Genomic DNA, 15,875 nt, shown 5'->3' with positions numbered 1-15,875 from the left:
GCGCCCCGGCGCCCTCGTGTAGTGGATGGCGCATGCGCGCCGGCGAACAAGGTATTAAGCCCCAGCCATGAAACCATCGCTCGTCCTAAAAATGGGCCAGCAACTGACGATGACACCGCAGTTGCAACAGGCCATCCGCCTGCTCCAGCTTTCCACCCTGGACCTCCAACAGGAAATCCAGGAGGCGCTGGAGTCGAACCCGATGCTCGAACGCCAGGAAGACGGCGAAGACTTCGACAACAGCGACCCGATGGCCGACAACGCCGAGAACAAGCCGGCCGCCGACGTTCAGGACAACAGCTTCCAGGAAAGCACGGTCAGTGCCGACAACCTCGAAGACGGTGAATGGAGCGAGCGTATCCCCAACGAGCTGCCGGTCGACACCGCCTGGGAAGACATCTACCAGACCAGCGCCAGCAGCCTTCCGAGCAACGATGACGACGAGTGGGACTTCACCACGCGGACATCGGCCGGCGAAAGCCTGCAAAGCCACCTGCTGTGGCAACTGAACCTGGCGCCGATGTCGGATACCGACCGCCTGATCGCCGTGACCCTGATCGACTGCATCAACGGCCAGGGCTACCTGGAAGACACCCTCGAAGAAATCTGCGCTGGCTTCGACCCGGAGCTGGATATCGAGCTAGACGAAGTCGAAGCGGTGCTGCACCGCATTCAGCAGTTCGAACCGGCAGGCGTCGCGGCACGCACCCTTGGCGAGTGCCTGTTGCTGCAACTGCGCCAACTGCCTGCCAGCACGCCGTGGCTGAACGAGGCGAAACGGCTGGTCTGCGATTTCATCGACTTGCTCGGCAGCCGCGACTACAGCCAGCTCATGCGGCGCATGAAAATCAAGGAAGACGAACTGCGCCAGGTGATCGAACTGGTGCAAAGCCTCAACCCGCGCCCGGGTTCGCAGATCGAGTCCAGCGAGCCCGAGTACGTGGTACCGGACGTAATCGTGCGCAAGGACAGCGACCGCTGGCTGGTGGAACTAAACCAGGAAGCCATCCCGCGCCTGCGCGTGAACGCTCAATACGCCGGCTTCGTGCGCCGCGCCGACACCAGTGCCGACAACACCTTCATGCGCAACCAGCTGCAGGAGGCGCGCTGGTTCATCAAGAGCCTGCAAAGCCGCAACGAAACCCTGATGAAAGTCGCCACGCAGATCGTCGAGCATCAGCGCGGCTTCCTCGATCATGGCGACGAAGCGATGAAACCGCTGGTGCTGCATGACATTGCAGAAGCGGTGGGCATGCACGAGTCGACCATTTCCCGGGTGACCACGCAGAAATACATGCACACGCCCCGCGGCATCTACGAACTGAAATACTTTTTCTCCAGCCACGTCAGCACCTCCGAAGGCGGAGAATGCTCGTCTACAGCGATCCGCGCGATCATCAAGAAACTGGTTGCAGCGGAAAATCAGAAAAAGCCATTGAGTGACAGCAAGATCGCTGGTTTACTGGAGGCACAAGGCATCCAGGTGGCCCGCCGCACCGTCGCCAAGTACCGCGAGTCTCTCGGCATCGCACCGTCGAGTGAGCGCAAGCGACTGATGTAGCCCCTGAGATCTGCCATAGCGTTTGCGGGGCAGGTGCAAAACCTGCCTCTTTATGCACGGGCAACAAAGGAGAAGCTGTATGCAAGTCAATATCAGTGGACAGCATGTAGAAGTCACCCAGCCACTGCGCGATTACGTGCTGGAAAAGCTCGCCCGCGTGGAAAGTCACTTCGACAAGATCACCAACGTGCAGGTCATCATGAAGGTCGAGAAGCTGCAGCAGAAGGTCGAGGCGACCCTGCAGATTCCCGGCGGCGAAGTGGTAGCAAACGCCGAACACGAAGATATGTATGCAGCGATCGATGCCTTGGCCGACAAGCTCGACCGCCAACTGAAAAAACACAAGGAAAAACAGCAAAGCCTGCTGCAAGGTGCAGCTGCCCGCTGATCCCCCTCATCCATGATCCGACTTGAAACCATCCTGACCCCCGGCCGTTCCCTCGTGAACGTGCCGGGCGGCAGTAAGAAGCGCGCCCTGGAAAAGGTCGCCACCATCATCGCCGAACAAGTGCCGGAACTGGAGATGCAAGTCGTCTTCGAAAAGCTGGTCGCGCGGGAAAAACTCGGTTCAACCGGTTTCGGCAATGGCATCGCCATTCCGCACTGCCGGCTTGAAGGCTGCTCCGCGCCAGTCAGCGCCCTGCTGCACCTGGAAGCACCCATCGATTACGATGCCATCGATGGCGCGCCGGTAGACTTGCTGTTCGTCCTGCTGGTCCCTGAAGCCGCCACCGATGCCCACCTGGAACTGCTGCGCCAGATCGCCAGCATGCTCGACCGCAAGGACGTGCGTGATCGCCTGCGTTCGGCCACCAGCAACGAGGCCTTGTACCAGGTTGTCCTGGACGTACAGAACGAGCACTGAACATGCGCCTGATCATCGTCAGCGGCCGGTCTGGCTCCGGCAAGAGCACCGCCCTCGATGTCCTGGAAGACAACGGTTTCTATTGCATTGACAACCTGCCCGCCGGGCTGCTGCCGCAGCTCGCGGAAAATGCACTGATCAACACCGAACTGCTGCAGCCGAAAGTGGCAGTGTCGATCGACGCCCGCAACCTGCCCAGCCACCTGTCGCGCTTCCCCGAGCTGCTAGCCGACGCCCGTGCCCGCCACATCCAGTGCGATGTGCTGTACCTGGATGCCGATGAAGATACCCTGCTCAAGCGGTTTTCAGAAACCCGCCGCCGCCACCCGCTGACCAACGCCGACCGCTCGCTGGCAGAGGCCATCCGCGTGGAGAGCGAACTGCTGGGGCCGATTGCCGACCTGGCCGACCTGAAGATCGACACCACCAGCCTGAACCTCTACCAGTTGCGTGACACGATCAAGTTGCGCCTGCTCAACAAGCCCGAGCCTGGTACCGCATTCCTGGTCGAGTCATTCGGCTTCAAACGCGGCATGCCGGTCGATGCCGATCTGGTGTTCGACGTACGCTGCCTGCCCAACCCCTACTGGAAGCCCGAATTGCGTGAGCACTCCGGCCTGGAACAGCCGGTGATCGACTACCTGGCCGCGCAGCCAGACGTCGAGGACATGTTCAACGATATTTCCAGCTACCTGCTCAAGTGGCTACCCCGCTTCGCAGCCAGTAACCGTGCCTACGTGACCATTGCCATTGGCTGCACCGGCGGCCACCATCGTTCGGTGTACATCACCGAACGCCTCGGCCAGTTGCTGCAACAGTCCCTGAAAAACGTCCAGGTCCGCCACCGCGACCTCTAGCCCAAGGATCCGCCCCACGATGCCCGCCCGCGAAATCACCATCATCAACAAGCTGGGCCTGCATGCCCGGGCGGCAGCGAAGTTCGTCGGCGTGGCCGGCCGCTTTCCCTGCCAGGTGCGGGTCGGCCGCGCGCCGGACAAACTGGTAGACGGCAAAAGCATCATGGCCGTGATGATGCTGGCGGCTGGCAAGGGTACCCAGGTGCACCTGCATACCGAGGGTGAGCAGGACAACGATGCCATGGACGCGCTGGTCGAGTTGATCAACAACTACTTCGACGAAGGCGAGTAAGCCTCCAAGCCCTGCACCGCGCCCACAGTGTGCACCCCTTCAACCTGACCAAAGATCAGGACAGCGCGGTATCCATCACCATCATCAGGCAAAAGCCGATGCACAGCCCCAGGCTGGCCAGGCGGTGATGGCCGTTGCTGCGCGATTCGGGGATGACTTCCTGGGTTACCACCAGCAGCATCGCGCCGGCTGCGCAGGCGAGCCCCAGGGGCAGCAGCAATTCGGCGACATTCACCAGCCAGGCACAGATCACCGCAGCCACAGGCTCGACCAACCCCGAAGCCGCGCCGATCATGAACGCCTTGAAGCGCGGCATGCCCGCCCCTGCCAACACCAGGGCAATCACCAGCCCCTCGGGCACATCCTGCAACGCGATGCCCATGGCCAGGCTGTCTGCGTCAGCCATGCCACCCCCGGCTGACACACCAATCGCCATGCCTTCGGGAATGTTGTGGGCAATGATGGCAATGACGAATAGCCAGATTCGCGCGGCGATCACCGGCTGCTGCGCACTGCCAACCAGCGCTTGCGGCGAGGCGTTGGAGACCTTGAGGTCGATAAGGAACAGGCACAACGCGCCGAACATCAAGCCGAAGCTGATCAAGCCACCCGCACCCCATGGGCTGAAGCCGATGGCCTGGGCCGCATCCAGCCCGGGCATGATCAATGAAAATGCCGTAGCCGCCAGCATGACCCCGGCGCCGAAGCCCAGCAAGGTGTCGGCCAACGCCACCGGCATGTTACGAATGACCAGCACCGGTACTGCGCCCAGCGCCGTGCCCAGCGCACACAAAGCGCCGCCCTCCAGGGCGCGCAGCATGCGCGGCGCCAAGTCCAGCCAGGCAAGACCGCGCGCCGCCAGCAGCGCGGTACCCGCCAGCAACAGCAAGGCACCCAGCGCCTGGCGAAACAGGCGCACACTGCTGACCGACATGACCTCTGAGCGCATACCGGTTCGACTCACTTCAGGGCTTCGAGATAGCGGTGTTGCACTTGCGCCCAGTCGATGACGTTGTAGAAGGCACCAATGTATTCCGGGCGGCGGTTCTGGTATTTCAGGTAATACGCATGCTCCCACACGTCCAACCCGAGAATCGGCGTGTTGCCATGCATCAGTGGGCTGTCCTGGTTGCCGCTGCTTTCCACGACCAGGGTTTTCTGCGGCGTTACGCTGAGCCAGGCCCAGCCGCTGCCGAAGCGGGTCAGGGCGGCCTTGGTGAAGGCTTCCTTGAACGCGTCGAAACCGCCCAGTTGCGTGGTGATGGCTTGTGCCAGCTCGCCCGTGGGCTCACCCCCGCCCTGCGGCGACATCACGGTCCAGAACAGGCTGTGGTTGGCGTGACCGCCACCGTGGTTGGTCACGGCGCCACGCAGCTGCTCCGGCAAGTCCCCGACCGCAGCGACCAGTTTTTCGACTGGCCACTCAGCCCACTCGGTGCCTTCGACGGCGGCGTTGAGGCCATTGACGTAAGTCTGGTGGTGCCTGGTGTGGTGGATCTCCATGGTCTGCGCGTCGATGTGCGGCTCCAGCGCGTCGTAGGCGTAAGGCAAAGCAGGCAAGGTATGGGGCATGTCAGTGAATTCCGTAGGCTTGAGTACTGGGTACCACGCCGGCCGGGGCAGCGAGTTCGCTGGCCCCGATGTTGTGGCGGTTGAGCAGGCGTTCGGTACGCGGGTACTGGCCGTACTCCGCGATGAAACCGAGCAGTTCGGTGTAGGTACGCCCACTGTGGCGCAGGGCTGCGTCCCGCAGCGCCTGTGGCAAGCGGGCTTGCTGGCTGGCCTGTAGCAGCCACTGGTGCGCGGCACAGAGGTAATCGGCACTTTCATGCGGCTGGTTCAGGCGCAGGTGCAGGTCGGCGAGGTTATGGTGAGCGACGACCAGGGCAGCCACCGCTTCGTCGACGTCATGCCAGCGCTCGAACAGCACCTGGGCCAGGGCCAGGGCTTGCAGGTAATGTTCCCGGGCATCGACCAGCTCGCCTTGTTCGAACAGGCGGTTGGCCAGTTCCATGGTGCGTTTCCAGTGCTGCATGTCTGTTTCCTCGGCGGTAAGGCAGTGTCAGATGCCGCCAGCGGTGAGTTTTTCCGGGTCCAGCAGCGTTTCCAGCTGGTCCCGCGACAGGTCGGTATGCTCCAGCGCGACATCAATGATCGGGCGACCTTGCTGGTAGGCGGTCTTGGCAATTTCAGCGGCCTTCAGGTAGCCGATGATCGGGTTCAGTGCAGTGACCAGGATCGGGTTGCGCGCCAGCGCCTCCTTCAGCTTGCCCTCGTTGACCTTGAAGCTGGCAATGGCTTTGTCGGCCAGCAGGCGGCTGACGTTGGCCATCAACTCGATGCTCTCCAGCAGGTTGCGTGCGATCAGCGGCAACATCACGTTCAGTTCGAAGTTGCCCGACTGCCCAGCCACGGCGATGGTGGCGTCGTTGCCGATGACCTGCGCGGCGACCATGGCCGTAGCCTCCGGGATGACCGGGTTGACCTTGCCTGGCATGATCGAAGAGCCCGGCTGCAGACCCTGCAGTTCGATTTCCCCAAGGCCGGCCAGAGGGCCCGAGTTCATCCAGCGCAGGTCGTTGGCAATCTTCATCAGTGCCACCGCTGTGGTCTTGAGCTGGCCGGACAGGGCTACCGCGGTATCCTGCGAACCGATCAGGGCAAACAGGTTGTGCCCCGGCGTGAACTGGACCTGGGTCAGGCCGCTGAGCTGGCGCGCGAAAGCGGCAGCGAATTGCGGGTGGGCATTGATGCCGGTGCCCACTGCGGTGCCGCCCTGGGCCAGCGCCTGCAGGCTTGGCAGGGTGGCTTCGATGTGCGCCTTGGCACCTTCGATCTGCGCTGCCCAACCGTCCAGCACCTGGCTCAGGCGCACGGGCATTGCATCCATCAGGTGGGTACGGCCGGTTTTCACGTACTGATGCACCTGCCTGGACTTGGCCTCGATCACCTGCACCAGGTGCGCCAGGGCAGGTAACAGCTGCTCATGCACGGCGAGGGCAGCGCTGGCGTGAATGGTGGTGGGAATGATGTCGTTGCTGCTCTGGCCGCAATTGACGTGGTCGTTGGCATTGACCGGCTCGCCGAGCACACGGCTGGCCAGGGTGGCGATCACCTCGTTCGCGTTCATGTTCGAGCTGGTGCCCGAGCCTGTCTGAAACACGTCGACCGGGAAGTGCTGGATGTAGTCCTGCGCCAGCAGCTGTTCCACCGCCTTGACGATGGCCTGCCCCTGGCCGGCGGACAGTTGCTCCAGCTCTACGTTGGCCTTGGCCGCAGCCGCTTTGGCCAGCAGCAAGGCTCGAATGAACTGGGCCGGCATGCGCTGGCCGCTGATCGGGAAATTGTCGACCGCGCGCTGGGTCTGGGCGCCATACAGGGCTTGGGCCGGCACCTGCAATTCACCCATGCTGTCGCGCTCGATACGGGTATCACTCATCATCAAATCCTTGCATCAGTTCATCGGGAGAAATCGACGGCAGCAGGCTGCAGTTCGCCAACTGAATGGCGTAGGGCTGCCAACGCTGGTTCTGGGCCTGGCGGTCGAGGTTGCGCAGGTCCAGCAACGGCCGCCAGGCCTGGTCCAGGCACAGGCAGCGCCAGTGCCAGGGCAACATGCGGTCGCAGGCGGTGTCGAGCAGCAGGCGGAAGGAGGTCAACGCCACCGTCCATGGCGAGGTTTCGGTACAGCACACCAGGTAACGGCCTTCGGCCAGGTAGTGCTCGATCAGGCGCGGCTCGTCAGGTTCGAGCGCGCAGCGGATCCGGCGGCTGAGCCAGCGCCAGTTTTCCAGGTAGGGCAGTTCGCGGAGGACGGAATTCATGAACATCATCGCCGAGTTACTGGATAATGATATTCATTATTAATTGATAAATAGAATCACTTCAAGGGGAGCTGATGAAAGAAAAAACCCGGCGCGAGGGCCGGGTCTTCTATTCCACTGAAATTCTTTATTGCCGGTACCGGCCTCTTCGCGGGCTTGCCCGCTCCCACAGGGGATTGCATAGGCTTCAAGCTGTGGGAGCGGGCGAGCCCGCGAATGGGCCGGTACAGGCAATGAATCAGCTACCTGCCACAGTCATCCGCTCGATCAGCACCGACCCGGTGTGGATATTGCTGCGGGTTTCAAGATCGCTGCCAATCGCGACAATCTGCTGGAACATATCCTTCATGTTGCCGGCAATCGTCACTTCCTGCACCGCATGCTGGATTTCACCATTCTCGACCCAGAAACCCGCTGCCCCACGGGAGTAATCACCCGTCACCATGTTCAGGCCATGGCCCATCAGCTCGGTCACCAAAAGCCCACGCCCCATACGCCGGATCAGGGCAGCCTGGTCCTCGACGCCGTGGCTGACGAACAGGTTGTGTACACCCCCCGCGTTGGCCGTGCTGGGCAAGCCCAGCTTGCGCCCCGAATAGGTACCCAGCAGATACGACACCAGCTCGCCTTTGTCGACGAACGGTTTGGCGTAGGTCGCCAGGCCGTCGGCGTCGAACGCTGCACTGGCCAGCGCGCGGGGAATGTGCGGGCGCTCGTCGAGGGTCAGCCAGGACGGGAACAGGCGCTGGCCGATGCTGCCTTCGAGGAACGACGACTTGCGGTACAGATTGCCGCCGGAAATCGCCGACAGGAAGCTGCCGAACAAACCGCCTGCCAGTTCTGCGGAAAACAGCACCGGCACTTCGCAGGTTGGCACCGGGCGCGCGCCGAGGCGGCTGGCGGCCCGCTGCGCGGCCCGCACACCAATGCTGCGCGGGTCGGCCAGCAGGTTGCCCTGGCGGTTGACGTCATACCAGTAATCGCGCTGCATCTGCCCGTCGCCTTCAGCGATCATCACGCAGCTCAGGCTGTGCCGGGTCGAGGCGTAAGCACCGATGAACCCGTGGCTGTTGCCATACACGCGGCAGCCCTGGTGGGTGTTGAGGGTGGTGCCATCGGCATTGAGGATGCGCGGGTCGGCATCGAACGCCGCCGCTTCGCACGCCAAGGCCATCTCGATGGCTTTCTCGGGCTCGAGAGCCCAGTCGTGATACAGGTCCAGGTCCGGAATTTCCCGGGCCATCAACGCCGCGTCCGCCAGGCCCGAACAGTCGTCCTCGGAGGTGTGCCTGGCAATGGCCAGCGCTGCCGCGACGGTTTCCCGGATCGCCTCCGGGCCACTGGCCGAGGTACTGGCCGAGCCTTTGCGCTGGCCAACATAGAGGGTGATGCCAAAGCCCTGGTCGCGGTTGAATTCAACCGTTTCGACCTCGCGCTGACGTACCGTGGTGGACAGGCCCTGCTCCAGCGACACGGCCACTTCGCAGGCACTGGCCCCTTGGCGGCGCGCTTCGGCGATGATCGCCTCGACCTGCTCTTGCAATGCTGGCAGGTCTTTCGGACCTACGCTCTGGACTGCACTCATGGTTCTCTCCACTCAAATTCTGCGTTCGGCGAGGGTCATTCTACGACCGGGCCGGACAAGCGGCCCCCGACTGGTTATCATGGCGGCGATTTCTAGCGGACTGCCACCATGGTTGATTCAAACGACGACGCCTTCGACGGCGAAAAAAGCAAAACCCAGATCAAGCGCGAGCTGCATGCGCTGGTCGAACTCGGCGAGCGCCTGACTACGCTCAAGGCCGATACCCTGGCCCGCCTGCCGTTGACCGACGAGCTGCGCAAGGCCCTGGCCGAGGCCAGCAAGCACACGGCTCATGGTGCGCGTAAACGCCACATGTCGTTCGTCGGCAAGCTGATGCGCGTGCAGGACCTGGATGCCATCCATGCCCTGCTCGAGCAGATGGACAGCTCGACTCGCCAGTACAACGAACGCTTCCACGGCCTGGAACGCTGGCGCGACCGGTTGATCGACGGTAACGACGAAGACCTTGAACGCTTCGTCAACGAATACCCCGACACCGATCGCCAGCAACTGCGTTCGCTGGTGCGCCATGCCCAGCACGAGAAGGCGCGGAACAAACCGCCGGCCGCCGCGCGCAAGGTGTTCAAGTACATCCGCGACCTCGACGAGTTGCAGCGCGGGTTGCGCTGACAGGCTGAGGCCCTGCGGGAGCGGGCGTTCCCGCGAAGCAGGCGACGCGGTGCCCGGCACCGGCTTCGCCGGTGTTCGCGGGCAAGCCCGCCCCCACAATGGCCCCAAAGGCCATCACGCGCCGGTACCGCCCACGGTGATCGCATCCAGCTTCAGGGTCGGCTGCCCAACCCCGACCGGCACCGATTGCCCGTCCTTGCCGCACGTCCCTACCCCGCTGTCCAGCGCCAGGTCGTTGCCGACCATCGACACCCGGCTCATCGCCTCCGGACCATTGCCAATCAAGGTCGCGCCCTTCACCGGTGCGGTAATCTTGCCGTCTTCGATCAGGTAGGCCTCGCTGGTCGAGAACACGAACTTGCCGCTGGTGATGTCCACCTGGCCACCCCCGAGGTTGGCGCAGTAGATGCCCTTCTTCACCGAGGCGATGATTTCCTGCGGGTCGCTTTCGCCGGCACGCATGTAGGTGTTGGTCATGCGTGGCATCGGCAGGTGAGCGTAGGATTCGCGGCGACCATTGCCGGTCACTGCCATGCCCATCAGCCGCGCGTTCAGCTTGTCCTGCATGTAGCCCTTGAGCACACCGTTCTCGATCAGGGTGGTGCACTCGGTCGGCGTACCTTCGTCATCCACGCTCAGCGAACCGCGGCGGCCTTCCAGGGTGCCGTCATCGACGATGGTGCACAGGCTCGACGCCACTTTCTCGCCAACCCGGCCACTGAACGCCGAGCTGCCCTTGCGGTTGAAGTCACCTTCCAGGCCATGGCCGACCGCCTCGTGCAGCAGCACGCCCGACCATCCCGAGCCCAGCACCACTGGCAAGGTACCGGCCGGCGCCGGGATCGCTTCGAGGTTCATCAGGGCCTGGCGCAGCGCCTCACGGGCGTAGCCCATGACCCGCTCTTCGGTGAAGAAACGGTAGTCGGTACGCCCGCCACCACCCTGCCCGCCGCGTTCGCGACGGCCGTTCTGCTCAACGATGACGCTCACATTGAAACGCACCAGCGGCCGCACATCTGCAGCCAGGCTGCCGTCCGCTGCAGCGATGAGGATGCGCTCCCAGACCCCGGCCATGCTCACGCTGACCTGCTGGATACGCGGGTCAAGCGCGCGGGTCGCGGCATCGACACGCTTCAGCAACTCGACCTTTTCGGCACGGCTGAGTACATCGAGCGGGTTGTCCGCCGCATACAGCGCGGTCACTGACGGGCTGCGGAAGGCCTGCACGGTGCCGTTCTGCCCGGCGCGGGAAATCGAACGCGCGGCGCGCGCGGCCGACGTCAGCGCTTCAAGGTTGATGGCATTGCTGTAGGCGAAGCCGGTCTTTTCACCGGACTGGGCACGCACGCCCACGCCTTGGTCCAGGTTGAAGCTGCCCTCTTTGACGATGCCGTCTTCCAGCGCCCAGGTTTCCGAAATCTGGCCCTGGAAATACAGGTCGGCAGCGTCGATGCCGGGGCCGGCCAATTCACCGAGCACGCTTTGCAGGCTGTCCAGGGTCAAGCCGCCTGGGGCCAGGAGCTGCTCACTGACGGTGGATAACATCTGGCTCATAGTCACTCCAAGGTGGGCGCAGGCCGCAATGCGTCCTGCGAAAAAAAGCGCCGGTGCGATACCACCGGCATGCGCGCCCGGATGGACGCCTGTTCTTCAATGTCGCGCTCGGCAAGCAATACCGCTTCGCCTTGCGCCTGTTGTGCCACGATCCGCCCCCAAGGGTCGACGATCGCCGCATGGCCATGGGTTTCCCGTGGGCCTGGGTGGGTACCGCCCTGCGCTGCCGCCAACAGGTAGCACTGGGTCTCGATGGCCCGGGCGCGCACCAGCACGTCCCAGTGTGCTGCGCCGGTTACCGCAGTGAAGGCCGCCGGTGCGCTGATCAGTTCCGCGCCAGCGGCACGCAACGCGCTGTACAACTCTGGGAAACGCAAGTCGTAACATACGCTCAACCCCAGCTGCCCGACCGGCGTGTCCGCCACCACCACGTGTGCGCCATGGGCAAAATCATCCGATTCACGGTAGCGGCCGCGGTTATCGGCAACGTCCACGTCGAACAAGTGCAGCTTGTCATAGCGCGCAGCCACTTCACCGTGCTCATCGATCAGCAGCGAGCAGGCATGTGCCTTTGCGTCGGGCTGGTCGACCGGTGGCAAGGGCATGGTACCGGCGACTATCCATAACCTGAGGTCGCGGGCGGTACGTTTCAACCATGGCAGGATAGGCCCGTTCCCCGATGCCTCGGCTCGGCCGATGGCAGCGGCGTCCTTGCGGCCCATGGCAGCGAAGTTTTCCGGCAGCACCGCCAGCCGCGCACCACCCTGTGCAGCCTGCTCCAGCAAGGCACCGGCACGCTGCAGGTTGGCCAGCACGTCGTCCTGGCTGACCATCTGGATCACCGCTGCCTTCATGGGCACTCCTGGCACTATTTCTCGAAGGGTTTCACAAAGGTGATTCTAGGCTCTTTCCACGGCCCTTCGACACGGTAATGCACGCTGGCAAAACGCGAGACGCGGTCACCGATCAGCCGGTCGACCAGGAACAACGCCCCGCCCACGGCTGGCGCCCCCACGATCAACGCGGCCAGCGGCAGGTTGTTGGTCACCGGCAGGCTCACCTGCAGGTTGGCATTGACCTGGTCACGTACCAGGTCCAACGTGCCCTCCAGCTCGAAGCTGCTCGACGGGCCGGTCATGGTGATCGGTTCGCGGGTCACGTACACACCATTGCTGGCCGCCAGCAGGCCTTTGACACGGTCATAGGCCAGGCCTTTGTCGAACAGGTCGGAGAAGTCCAACCGCAGGCGTCGGCCAATCGAATTGAAGTTGAGCAGGCCAAAGACCCGCAACGCCTGGGCACTGCCATCGACCTCGACGAACTGGCCAGACCGCAACGCCGCGTCCATGCTGCCCGAGAAGCGCGTCAGGCTGACGGCAGCCGGCGAGCCTGGCCAGCGGCCGTCCACGTCCAGGCGGAAGTCGCGGCTGGTGACGGTCGGGGCAAAGCCCCAGGCCTTGAGCACGTCGCCCAGGTTCTTGCCTTGCAGGCGGCCTTTGTACCAGCTGCTGGTCTTGCCCGTTTCGCCCTCCCAGCCACCGCCACCGCCAATGCGCAGGCCCTTGAAGTCAAGAGCGATATCGCTGGCGGCAACCCCGCGTGCAGTGGGCCGCAGCTTGATCGAAGCGCTGCCGAACAGGTCGTCACCGCGGTACAGCTTGTCGATGCTCAGGTCCAGCGCCGGGACTTTGCGTGGGTCGAAGGTGGCAAGCGGGTCCGGCCCATCTTCGGCGCGCTCCTGGGCTTGTTTTTCCGCAGGGCTGGGCGCTGGCAGCCGCAGCGTCTGCAGGCGCACGACCATCGGCGCACCCTTGGCATCCGGCACGCGGGCATCGCCGATGACTTCCTGGCTGTCGAGGCGCAGGTCCCAGGCGGGGCCGCCTCGGCTCAACCGTACCAGGGCCTGGTTCAGCTCGGTGCCAAACGCCTTGAGCTGGCCAATGCTCAGGTCCACGCTTTGCAGCATCTGCCGCGCACTGCCACCTGGGTCGTCTCCGCCCAGCCGTGAGGCCTGCTGTTGCCAAGGGGCCAGGTCCAGCGTTTCGAGGCGTCCACGCACGCGCAGGCCCTGTGCAGCGGGCAATTGGGCGTCACCGGCGCCCAGCAACAACTCGCCCCGGCCTTGGCCGAGCTTGTCGGCCGGCGCGGCGTAGGCAGCACGGGCAAGGTCACCGTAGCCGGCGTCGAAACGCCGCTCCGGGCCCTGTAGCGTCATGCTGAAGCGGCTGTCGCGGGTTTCCGCGGCCGCCTTGCCGAATGGCGCTGGCAAATCGACCGCCAGCCCCTTGAGGTTGGAGTTGACGCTCAAACGATTGTCGCGGCTGCCCAGGCTCAGTTGCAACTGGTAAGGCAGGTCGCCGGAAGCCGGAAGGGCTTGCTTGAACTGCAGCCAGTCGGTCAACGCCTTGAGCGCTACCTGACCATTGGCATCGATGCGGGTCTGCATCTGCCCGGGTTGGCCCTCGGCCGTTATCTGCGCCGTGACGGGCTTGCCGAAGGCCTGCAGGCTGATGCCCTTGCCGCTGAGGCCTTTGTCGAAATCGAAGCTGAAGTCACCTTTCAAGCGGCTCAGCTCAAGCGTGGGCGGGGCGACCTTCAGGCGCGCGTCATGGGTGGCGAAATCTACCTGCACTTTGGGCCGCTGCCCGTGAGCCAGCGGGATATCGAGCTTGAGCTTACCCTTCAGCGGCCCTTCACCCTCCCAATCGGCGAAGATCTCACCGGTGCCGATAGGCGCTTGCTTGAGGATCTTCAGGCCATCACCCAGGCTGCCATCGAAATTGCCCGTCAGGAACAGGTGGCTCTGCTGGCCCTCGTCGACATGCGGGATGTCGACGTCGACGTCACTGACCTGGGTGTCCAGCAGCACCCCTCGCCGGGCCTTGACCCGCACGCCGCTGTCCTCGATGAAGACGTCGCCATCCACATGCTGGACTTGCGGCCAGCCCGGCTGGAAGTCCAGTGCGGCGTCATGCACCTTGAAGAACAGGCTGATACTGCGTGCCTCTGGCGCCGCGCCATGGTTCAGCGAGCCCTGGTACTGGAAATAGCCTTCGTCCACCGCGCCCTTGACGATGGCGCTGCGCAGCCACTCGTCGAGGGCCGGGCTGAGCACTTCGGGCAGATACTTGGCGGTATAACGGCCATCGCCGTCGGTCAGGCCGACGCGCAGGTCCATGTAGTCCTCGCGGCCTTCCTCGAACAGCAGGCGAATCAGGAAATCGCCGGCAATCTTGCCTTCTTCGCCCAGCACCTTCAGGTAGGGCGCGACAAGGGTGAAGCCCTGCTTGTCCAGCACCCAGGTCAGGCGCGCGTTGGCCTTCTGGTAGTGCCAGGGTTTGGCGAAGATCGGGTACAAGTGCAGCATGAAGGCTTCAGTGTCCAGGCGCAGCTCGCCGTGGCCCAGGTCGCCACTGATACTGCCGCTGACGTTACCCGCAGCCGGGGCACTGTGATAAGCATTGAAACCGACCTTGTCCAGGTTGGCCTCGAACTGCAGGCGCTGGTCGCCTTCGGCCTTGGGCCGGGCCTGCAGCCGCACGTTGCGCAGACCACCGGTCACCTTCAGGCCAGTGACCGCAGCCATGGCTGCGTCGGGTAGCGGTGCCAGGGCCTCGATCAGCGGGCTCAGGGGCGTGAGGTCGAGCCGGTCGGCCTGCACCTGCCAGCTCTCATCGGCCGCCTGCTCACCGGGGCGCTGCTGCACCCGCAGGTGCGTCTCCCAACGGCTTTTACCGAGGTCCATGGCCAGCGAGTCGACCACAACGTCGAAGCCCTGGTCGCGACGCTGGAACCAGGCGCCCATGGCCAGGTTGCTCAACATGGCGGCCTTGCGCCCGCTGTAGGCGCCTTTGAGCTCAGGGGCATTGAGCCGCACCACGGCCTTCTGCAACTGCCCCTTGCCCCAATCGACCCAGAACTCGCCGCCTGCACGCAGTGCGTCGGCATGCCATTGGCCCAGCAGGCTGGGCGGCAACCACTGCGACCAGTCGCTTTGCGGCAGGCTCAGGTAGGCCTCGACCTGGCCGTCACGCCAAGCCTCGGCAGAAACACGACTGCGCAGGTTCATCGCCAGGGGCTGGCCATCGGGCAGCGTCGCCCGCAGGTCCAGGGCCTGCCGCGAGGGGCCGGCCTGCAAGCCGGCACTCACATACGTCAGGGTCAGCGGGTCACGCTGCCACGGGTGCACGGTGACCTGGCTGTCGAACACATCGACGCGGCCCAGTTGGCGCAGGCGCTGCAGCAACTCGGCAGGGTTCAGCGGCGTATCGTCCTGCTGCGGCAGGCCCTCAAGGTTCCAGGCGCCCTGCCCGTTCTCGCGCACGATCAATTGCAGGCCACCGAGCTGGATACGCGACAGGCGCACCTCACGCGCCAGCAGGCTGGCCCATACATCAGGCACGACCATGACCTCATCCAGGCGCAACGCCTTGGCACCTTCGCCCAGTTGCAGGTCGCGCACCCGCAATACCGGCGCCAGGCCGCTCCAGCGCCCCTCCAGGGCGCCCACATGTACCGGCATGCCAAGCGCTTGCTCGGCCTTGCTCTGCACGTCGGCACGGTACTCGGCTACCAGGGGTATCAATGCACGGCCGAGGCTGACATACAGCGCCACCAATACCGCCAACAAGGCGCATATGCCCAGCCCCCAACGGGTCAAGGCAACAAGAACGCGGGTCAGACGTCCCATGGCCGTGGCCCTCCAAG

At 64.0% G+C, this 15,875-nt stretch carries 15 protein-coding genes; 6 read left to right on the top strand and 9 right to left on the bottom strand.

What is annotated here, in order from left to right; genetic code table 11:
- The first annotated feature begins 67 nt into the window (after positions 1–67).
- The 5 genes from L1P09_RS04405 to L1P09_RS04385 all read left to right on the top strand — a co-directional run bounded on the left by L1P09_RS04405 (position 68) and on the right by L1P09_RS04385 (position 3,575).
- On the top strand, positions 68–1,561 hold the full coding sequence (locus tag L1P09_RS04405) for an RNA polymerase factor sigma-54 (protein WP_235768524.1): 1,494 nt from the start codon (positions 68–70) through the stop codon (positions 1,559–1,561).
- Positions 1,562–1,640: 79 nt separating this feature from the next.
- On the top strand, positions 1,641–1,949 hold the full coding sequence (gene hpf / locus L1P09_RS04400) for a ribosome hibernation-promoting factor, HPF/YfiA family (RefSeq protein WP_003255135.1): 309 nt from the start codon (positions 1,641–1,643) through the stop codon (positions 1,947–1,949).
- Between the two features lie 12 nt (positions 1,950–1,961).
- Positions 1,962–2,426, top strand: coding sequence for a PTS IIA-like nitrogen regulatory protein PtsN (gene ptsN / locus L1P09_RS04395; RefSeq protein WP_009683041.1), 465 nt, complete (start codon positions 1,962–1,964; stop codon positions 2,424–2,426).
- 2 nt (positions 2,427–2,428) lie between these two features.
- Positions 2,429–3,283, top strand: a complete 855-nt coding sequence (gene rapZ, locus L1P09_RS04390) for an RNase adapter RapZ (protein WP_009683042.1) — start codon at positions 2,429–2,431, stop codon at positions 3,281–3,283.
- A gap of 19 nt (positions 3,284–3,302) precedes the next feature.
- Complete coding sequence (locus tag L1P09_RS04385) at positions 3,303–3,575, top strand: HPr family phosphocarrier protein (RefSeq protein WP_009683043.1); 273 nt, start codon at positions 3,303–3,305, stop codon at positions 3,573–3,575.
- A 55-nt stretch (positions 3,576–3,630) separates the two neighbouring features.
- On the opposite strand, the gene L1P09_RS04380 is transcribed toward L1P09_RS04385, so the two are convergent.
- From L1P09_RS04380 to pmbA, 6 genes are all read right to left on the bottom strand, one after another.
- The gene (locus tag L1P09_RS04380; RefSeq protein ID WP_009683044.1) at positions 3,631–4,524 is read right to left on the bottom strand and encodes a ZIP family metal transporter; all 894 of its coding nucleotides are present in this window, start codon (positions 4,522–4,524) and stop codon (positions 3,631–3,633) included.
- A gap of 11 nt (positions 4,525–4,535) precedes the next feature.
- Entirely contained in the window at positions 4,536–5,147 is a 612-nt protein-coding gene (locus L1P09_RS04375; RefSeq protein ID WP_125854839.1) for a superoxide dismutase, read from the bottom strand.
- A gap of 1 nt (position 5,148) precedes the next feature.
- Entirely contained in the window at positions 5,149–5,610 is a 462-nt protein-coding gene (locus L1P09_RS04370; protein ID WP_029887552.1) for a hypothetical protein, read from the bottom strand.
- A 27-nt stretch (positions 5,611–5,637) separates the two neighbouring features.
- On the bottom strand, positions 5,638–7,014 hold the full coding sequence (locus tag L1P09_RS04365; RefSeq protein ID WP_054881433.1) for a class II fumarate hydratase: 1,377 nt from the start codon (positions 7,012–7,014) through the stop codon (positions 5,638–5,640).
- Positions 7,007–7,408 (bottom strand): hypothetical protein, encoded by a 402-nt coding sequence (locus L1P09_RS04360; protein ID WP_029887554.1) that lies wholly within the window; start codon positions 7,406–7,408, stop codon positions 7,007–7,009. Before L1P09_RS04360 ends, L1P09_RS04365 begins: the two co-directional genes overlap by 8 nt.
- Positions 7,409–7,637: 229 nt before the next feature.
- The gene (pmbA, locus tag L1P09_RS04355) at positions 7,638–8,984 is read right to left on the bottom strand and encodes a metalloprotease PmbA (protein ID WP_054881434.1); all 1,347 of its coding nucleotides are present in this window, start codon (positions 8,982–8,984) and stop codon (positions 7,638–7,640) included.
- A 108-nt stretch (positions 8,985–9,092) separates the two neighbouring features.
- On the opposite strand from pmbA, the gene yjgA reads away from it, so the two are divergent.
- The gene (yjgA, locus tag L1P09_RS04350) at positions 9,093–9,614 is read left to right on the top strand and encodes a ribosome biogenesis factor YjgA (RefSeq protein WP_009683052.1); all 522 of its coding nucleotides are present in this window, start codon (positions 9,093–9,095) and stop codon (positions 9,612–9,614) included.
- Between the two features lie 114 nt (positions 9,615–9,728).
- On the opposite strand, the gene tldD is transcribed toward yjgA, so the two are convergent.
- From tldD to L1P09_RS04335, 3 genes are read right to left on the bottom strand one after another with little or no spacing between them, the layout of a single operon-like run.
- Positions 9,729–11,168 carry a metalloprotease TldD gene (gene tldD, locus L1P09_RS04345; RefSeq protein ID WP_235768522.1) on the bottom strand — a complete coding sequence of 480 codons (1,440 nt, stop codon included), beginning with the start codon at positions 11,166–11,168 and terminating at the stop codon, positions 9,729–9,731.
- Positions 11,169–11,170: 2 nt separating this feature from the next.
- Entirely contained in the window at positions 11,171–12,022 is an 852-nt protein-coding gene (locus tag L1P09_RS04340; protein WP_029885526.1) for a carbon-nitrogen hydrolase family protein, read from the bottom strand.
- A 14-nt stretch (positions 12,023–12,036) separates the two neighbouring features.
- Positions 12,037–15,858, bottom strand: coding sequence for a YhdP family protein (locus L1P09_RS04335; RefSeq protein ID WP_154211450.1), 3,822 nt, complete (start codon positions 15,856–15,858; stop codon positions 12,037–12,039).
- Positions 15,859–15,875 lie beyond the last annotated feature (17 nt).

The sequence above is a fragment of the Pseudomonas juntendi genome, assembly GCF_021560075.1.
GTDB classification, from domain to species: Bacteria; Pseudomonadota; Gammaproteobacteria; order Pseudomonadales; family Pseudomonadaceae; genus Aquipseudomonas; species Aquipseudomonas juntendi.
This window is presented reverse-complemented; position numbering and strand designations above follow the sequence as displayed.

Excerpts from the sequence above, each read along its gene's own strand:
- L1P09_RS04380 (WP_009683044.1), bottom strand. The coding sequence starts at position 4,524 with ATGCGCTCAGAGGTCATGTCGGTCAGCAGTGTGCGCCTGTTTCGCCAG.
- L1P09_RS04375 (WP_125854839.1), bottom strand. The coding sequence starts at position 5,147 with ATGCCCCATACCTTGCCTGCTTTGCCTTACGCCTACGACGCGCTGGAG.
- L1P09_RS04405 (WP_235768524.1), top strand. The coding sequence starts at position 68 with ATGAAACCATCGCTCGTCCTAAAAATGGGCCAGCAACTGACGATGACA.
- L1P09_RS04370 (WP_029887552.1), bottom strand. The coding sequence starts at position 5,610 with ATGCAGCACTGGAAACGCACCATGGAACTGGCCAACCGCCTGTTCGAA.
- rapZ (WP_009683042.1), top strand. The coding sequence starts at position 2,429 with ATGCGCCTGATCATCGTCAGCGGCCGGTCTGGCTCCGGCAAGAGCACC.
- L1P09_RS04365 (WP_054881433.1), bottom strand. The coding sequence starts at position 7,014 with ATGAGTGATACCCGTATCGAGCGCGACAGCATGGGTGAATTGCAGGTG.
- L1P09_RS04340 (WP_029885526.1), bottom strand. The coding sequence starts at position 12,022 with ATGAAGGCAGCGGTGATCCAGATGGTCAGCCAGGACGACGTGCTGGCC.
- pmbA (WP_054881434.1), bottom strand. The coding sequence starts at position 8,984 with ATGAGTGCAGTCCAGAGCGTAGGTCCGAAAGACCTGCCAGCATTGCAA.
- yjgA (WP_009683052.1), top strand. The coding sequence starts at position 9,093 with ATGGTTGATTCAAACGACGACGCCTTCGACGGCGAAAAAAGCAAAACC.
- L1P09_RS04335 (WP_154211450.1), bottom strand. The coding sequence starts at position 15,858 with ATGGGACGTCTGACCCGCGTTCTTGTTGCCTTGACCCGTTGGGGGCTG.
- L1P09_RS04360 (WP_029887554.1), bottom strand. The coding sequence starts at position 7,408 with ATGATGTTCATGAATTCCGTCCTCCGCGAACTGCCCTACCTGGAAAAC.
- hpf (WP_003255135.1), top strand. The coding sequence starts at position 1,641 with ATGCAAGTCAATATCAGTGGACAGCATGTAGAAGTCACCCAGCCACTG.
- tldD (WP_235768522.1), bottom strand. The coding sequence starts at position 11,168 with ATGAGCCAGATGTTATCCACCGTCAGTGAGCAGCTCCTGGCCCCAGGC.
- ptsN (WP_009683041.1), top strand. The coding sequence starts at position 1,962 with ATGATCCGACTTGAAACCATCCTGACCCCCGGCCGTTCCCTCGTGAAC.
- L1P09_RS04385 (WP_009683043.1), top strand. The coding sequence starts at position 3,303 with ATGCCCGCCCGCGAAATCACCATCATCAACAAGCTGGGCCTGCATGCC.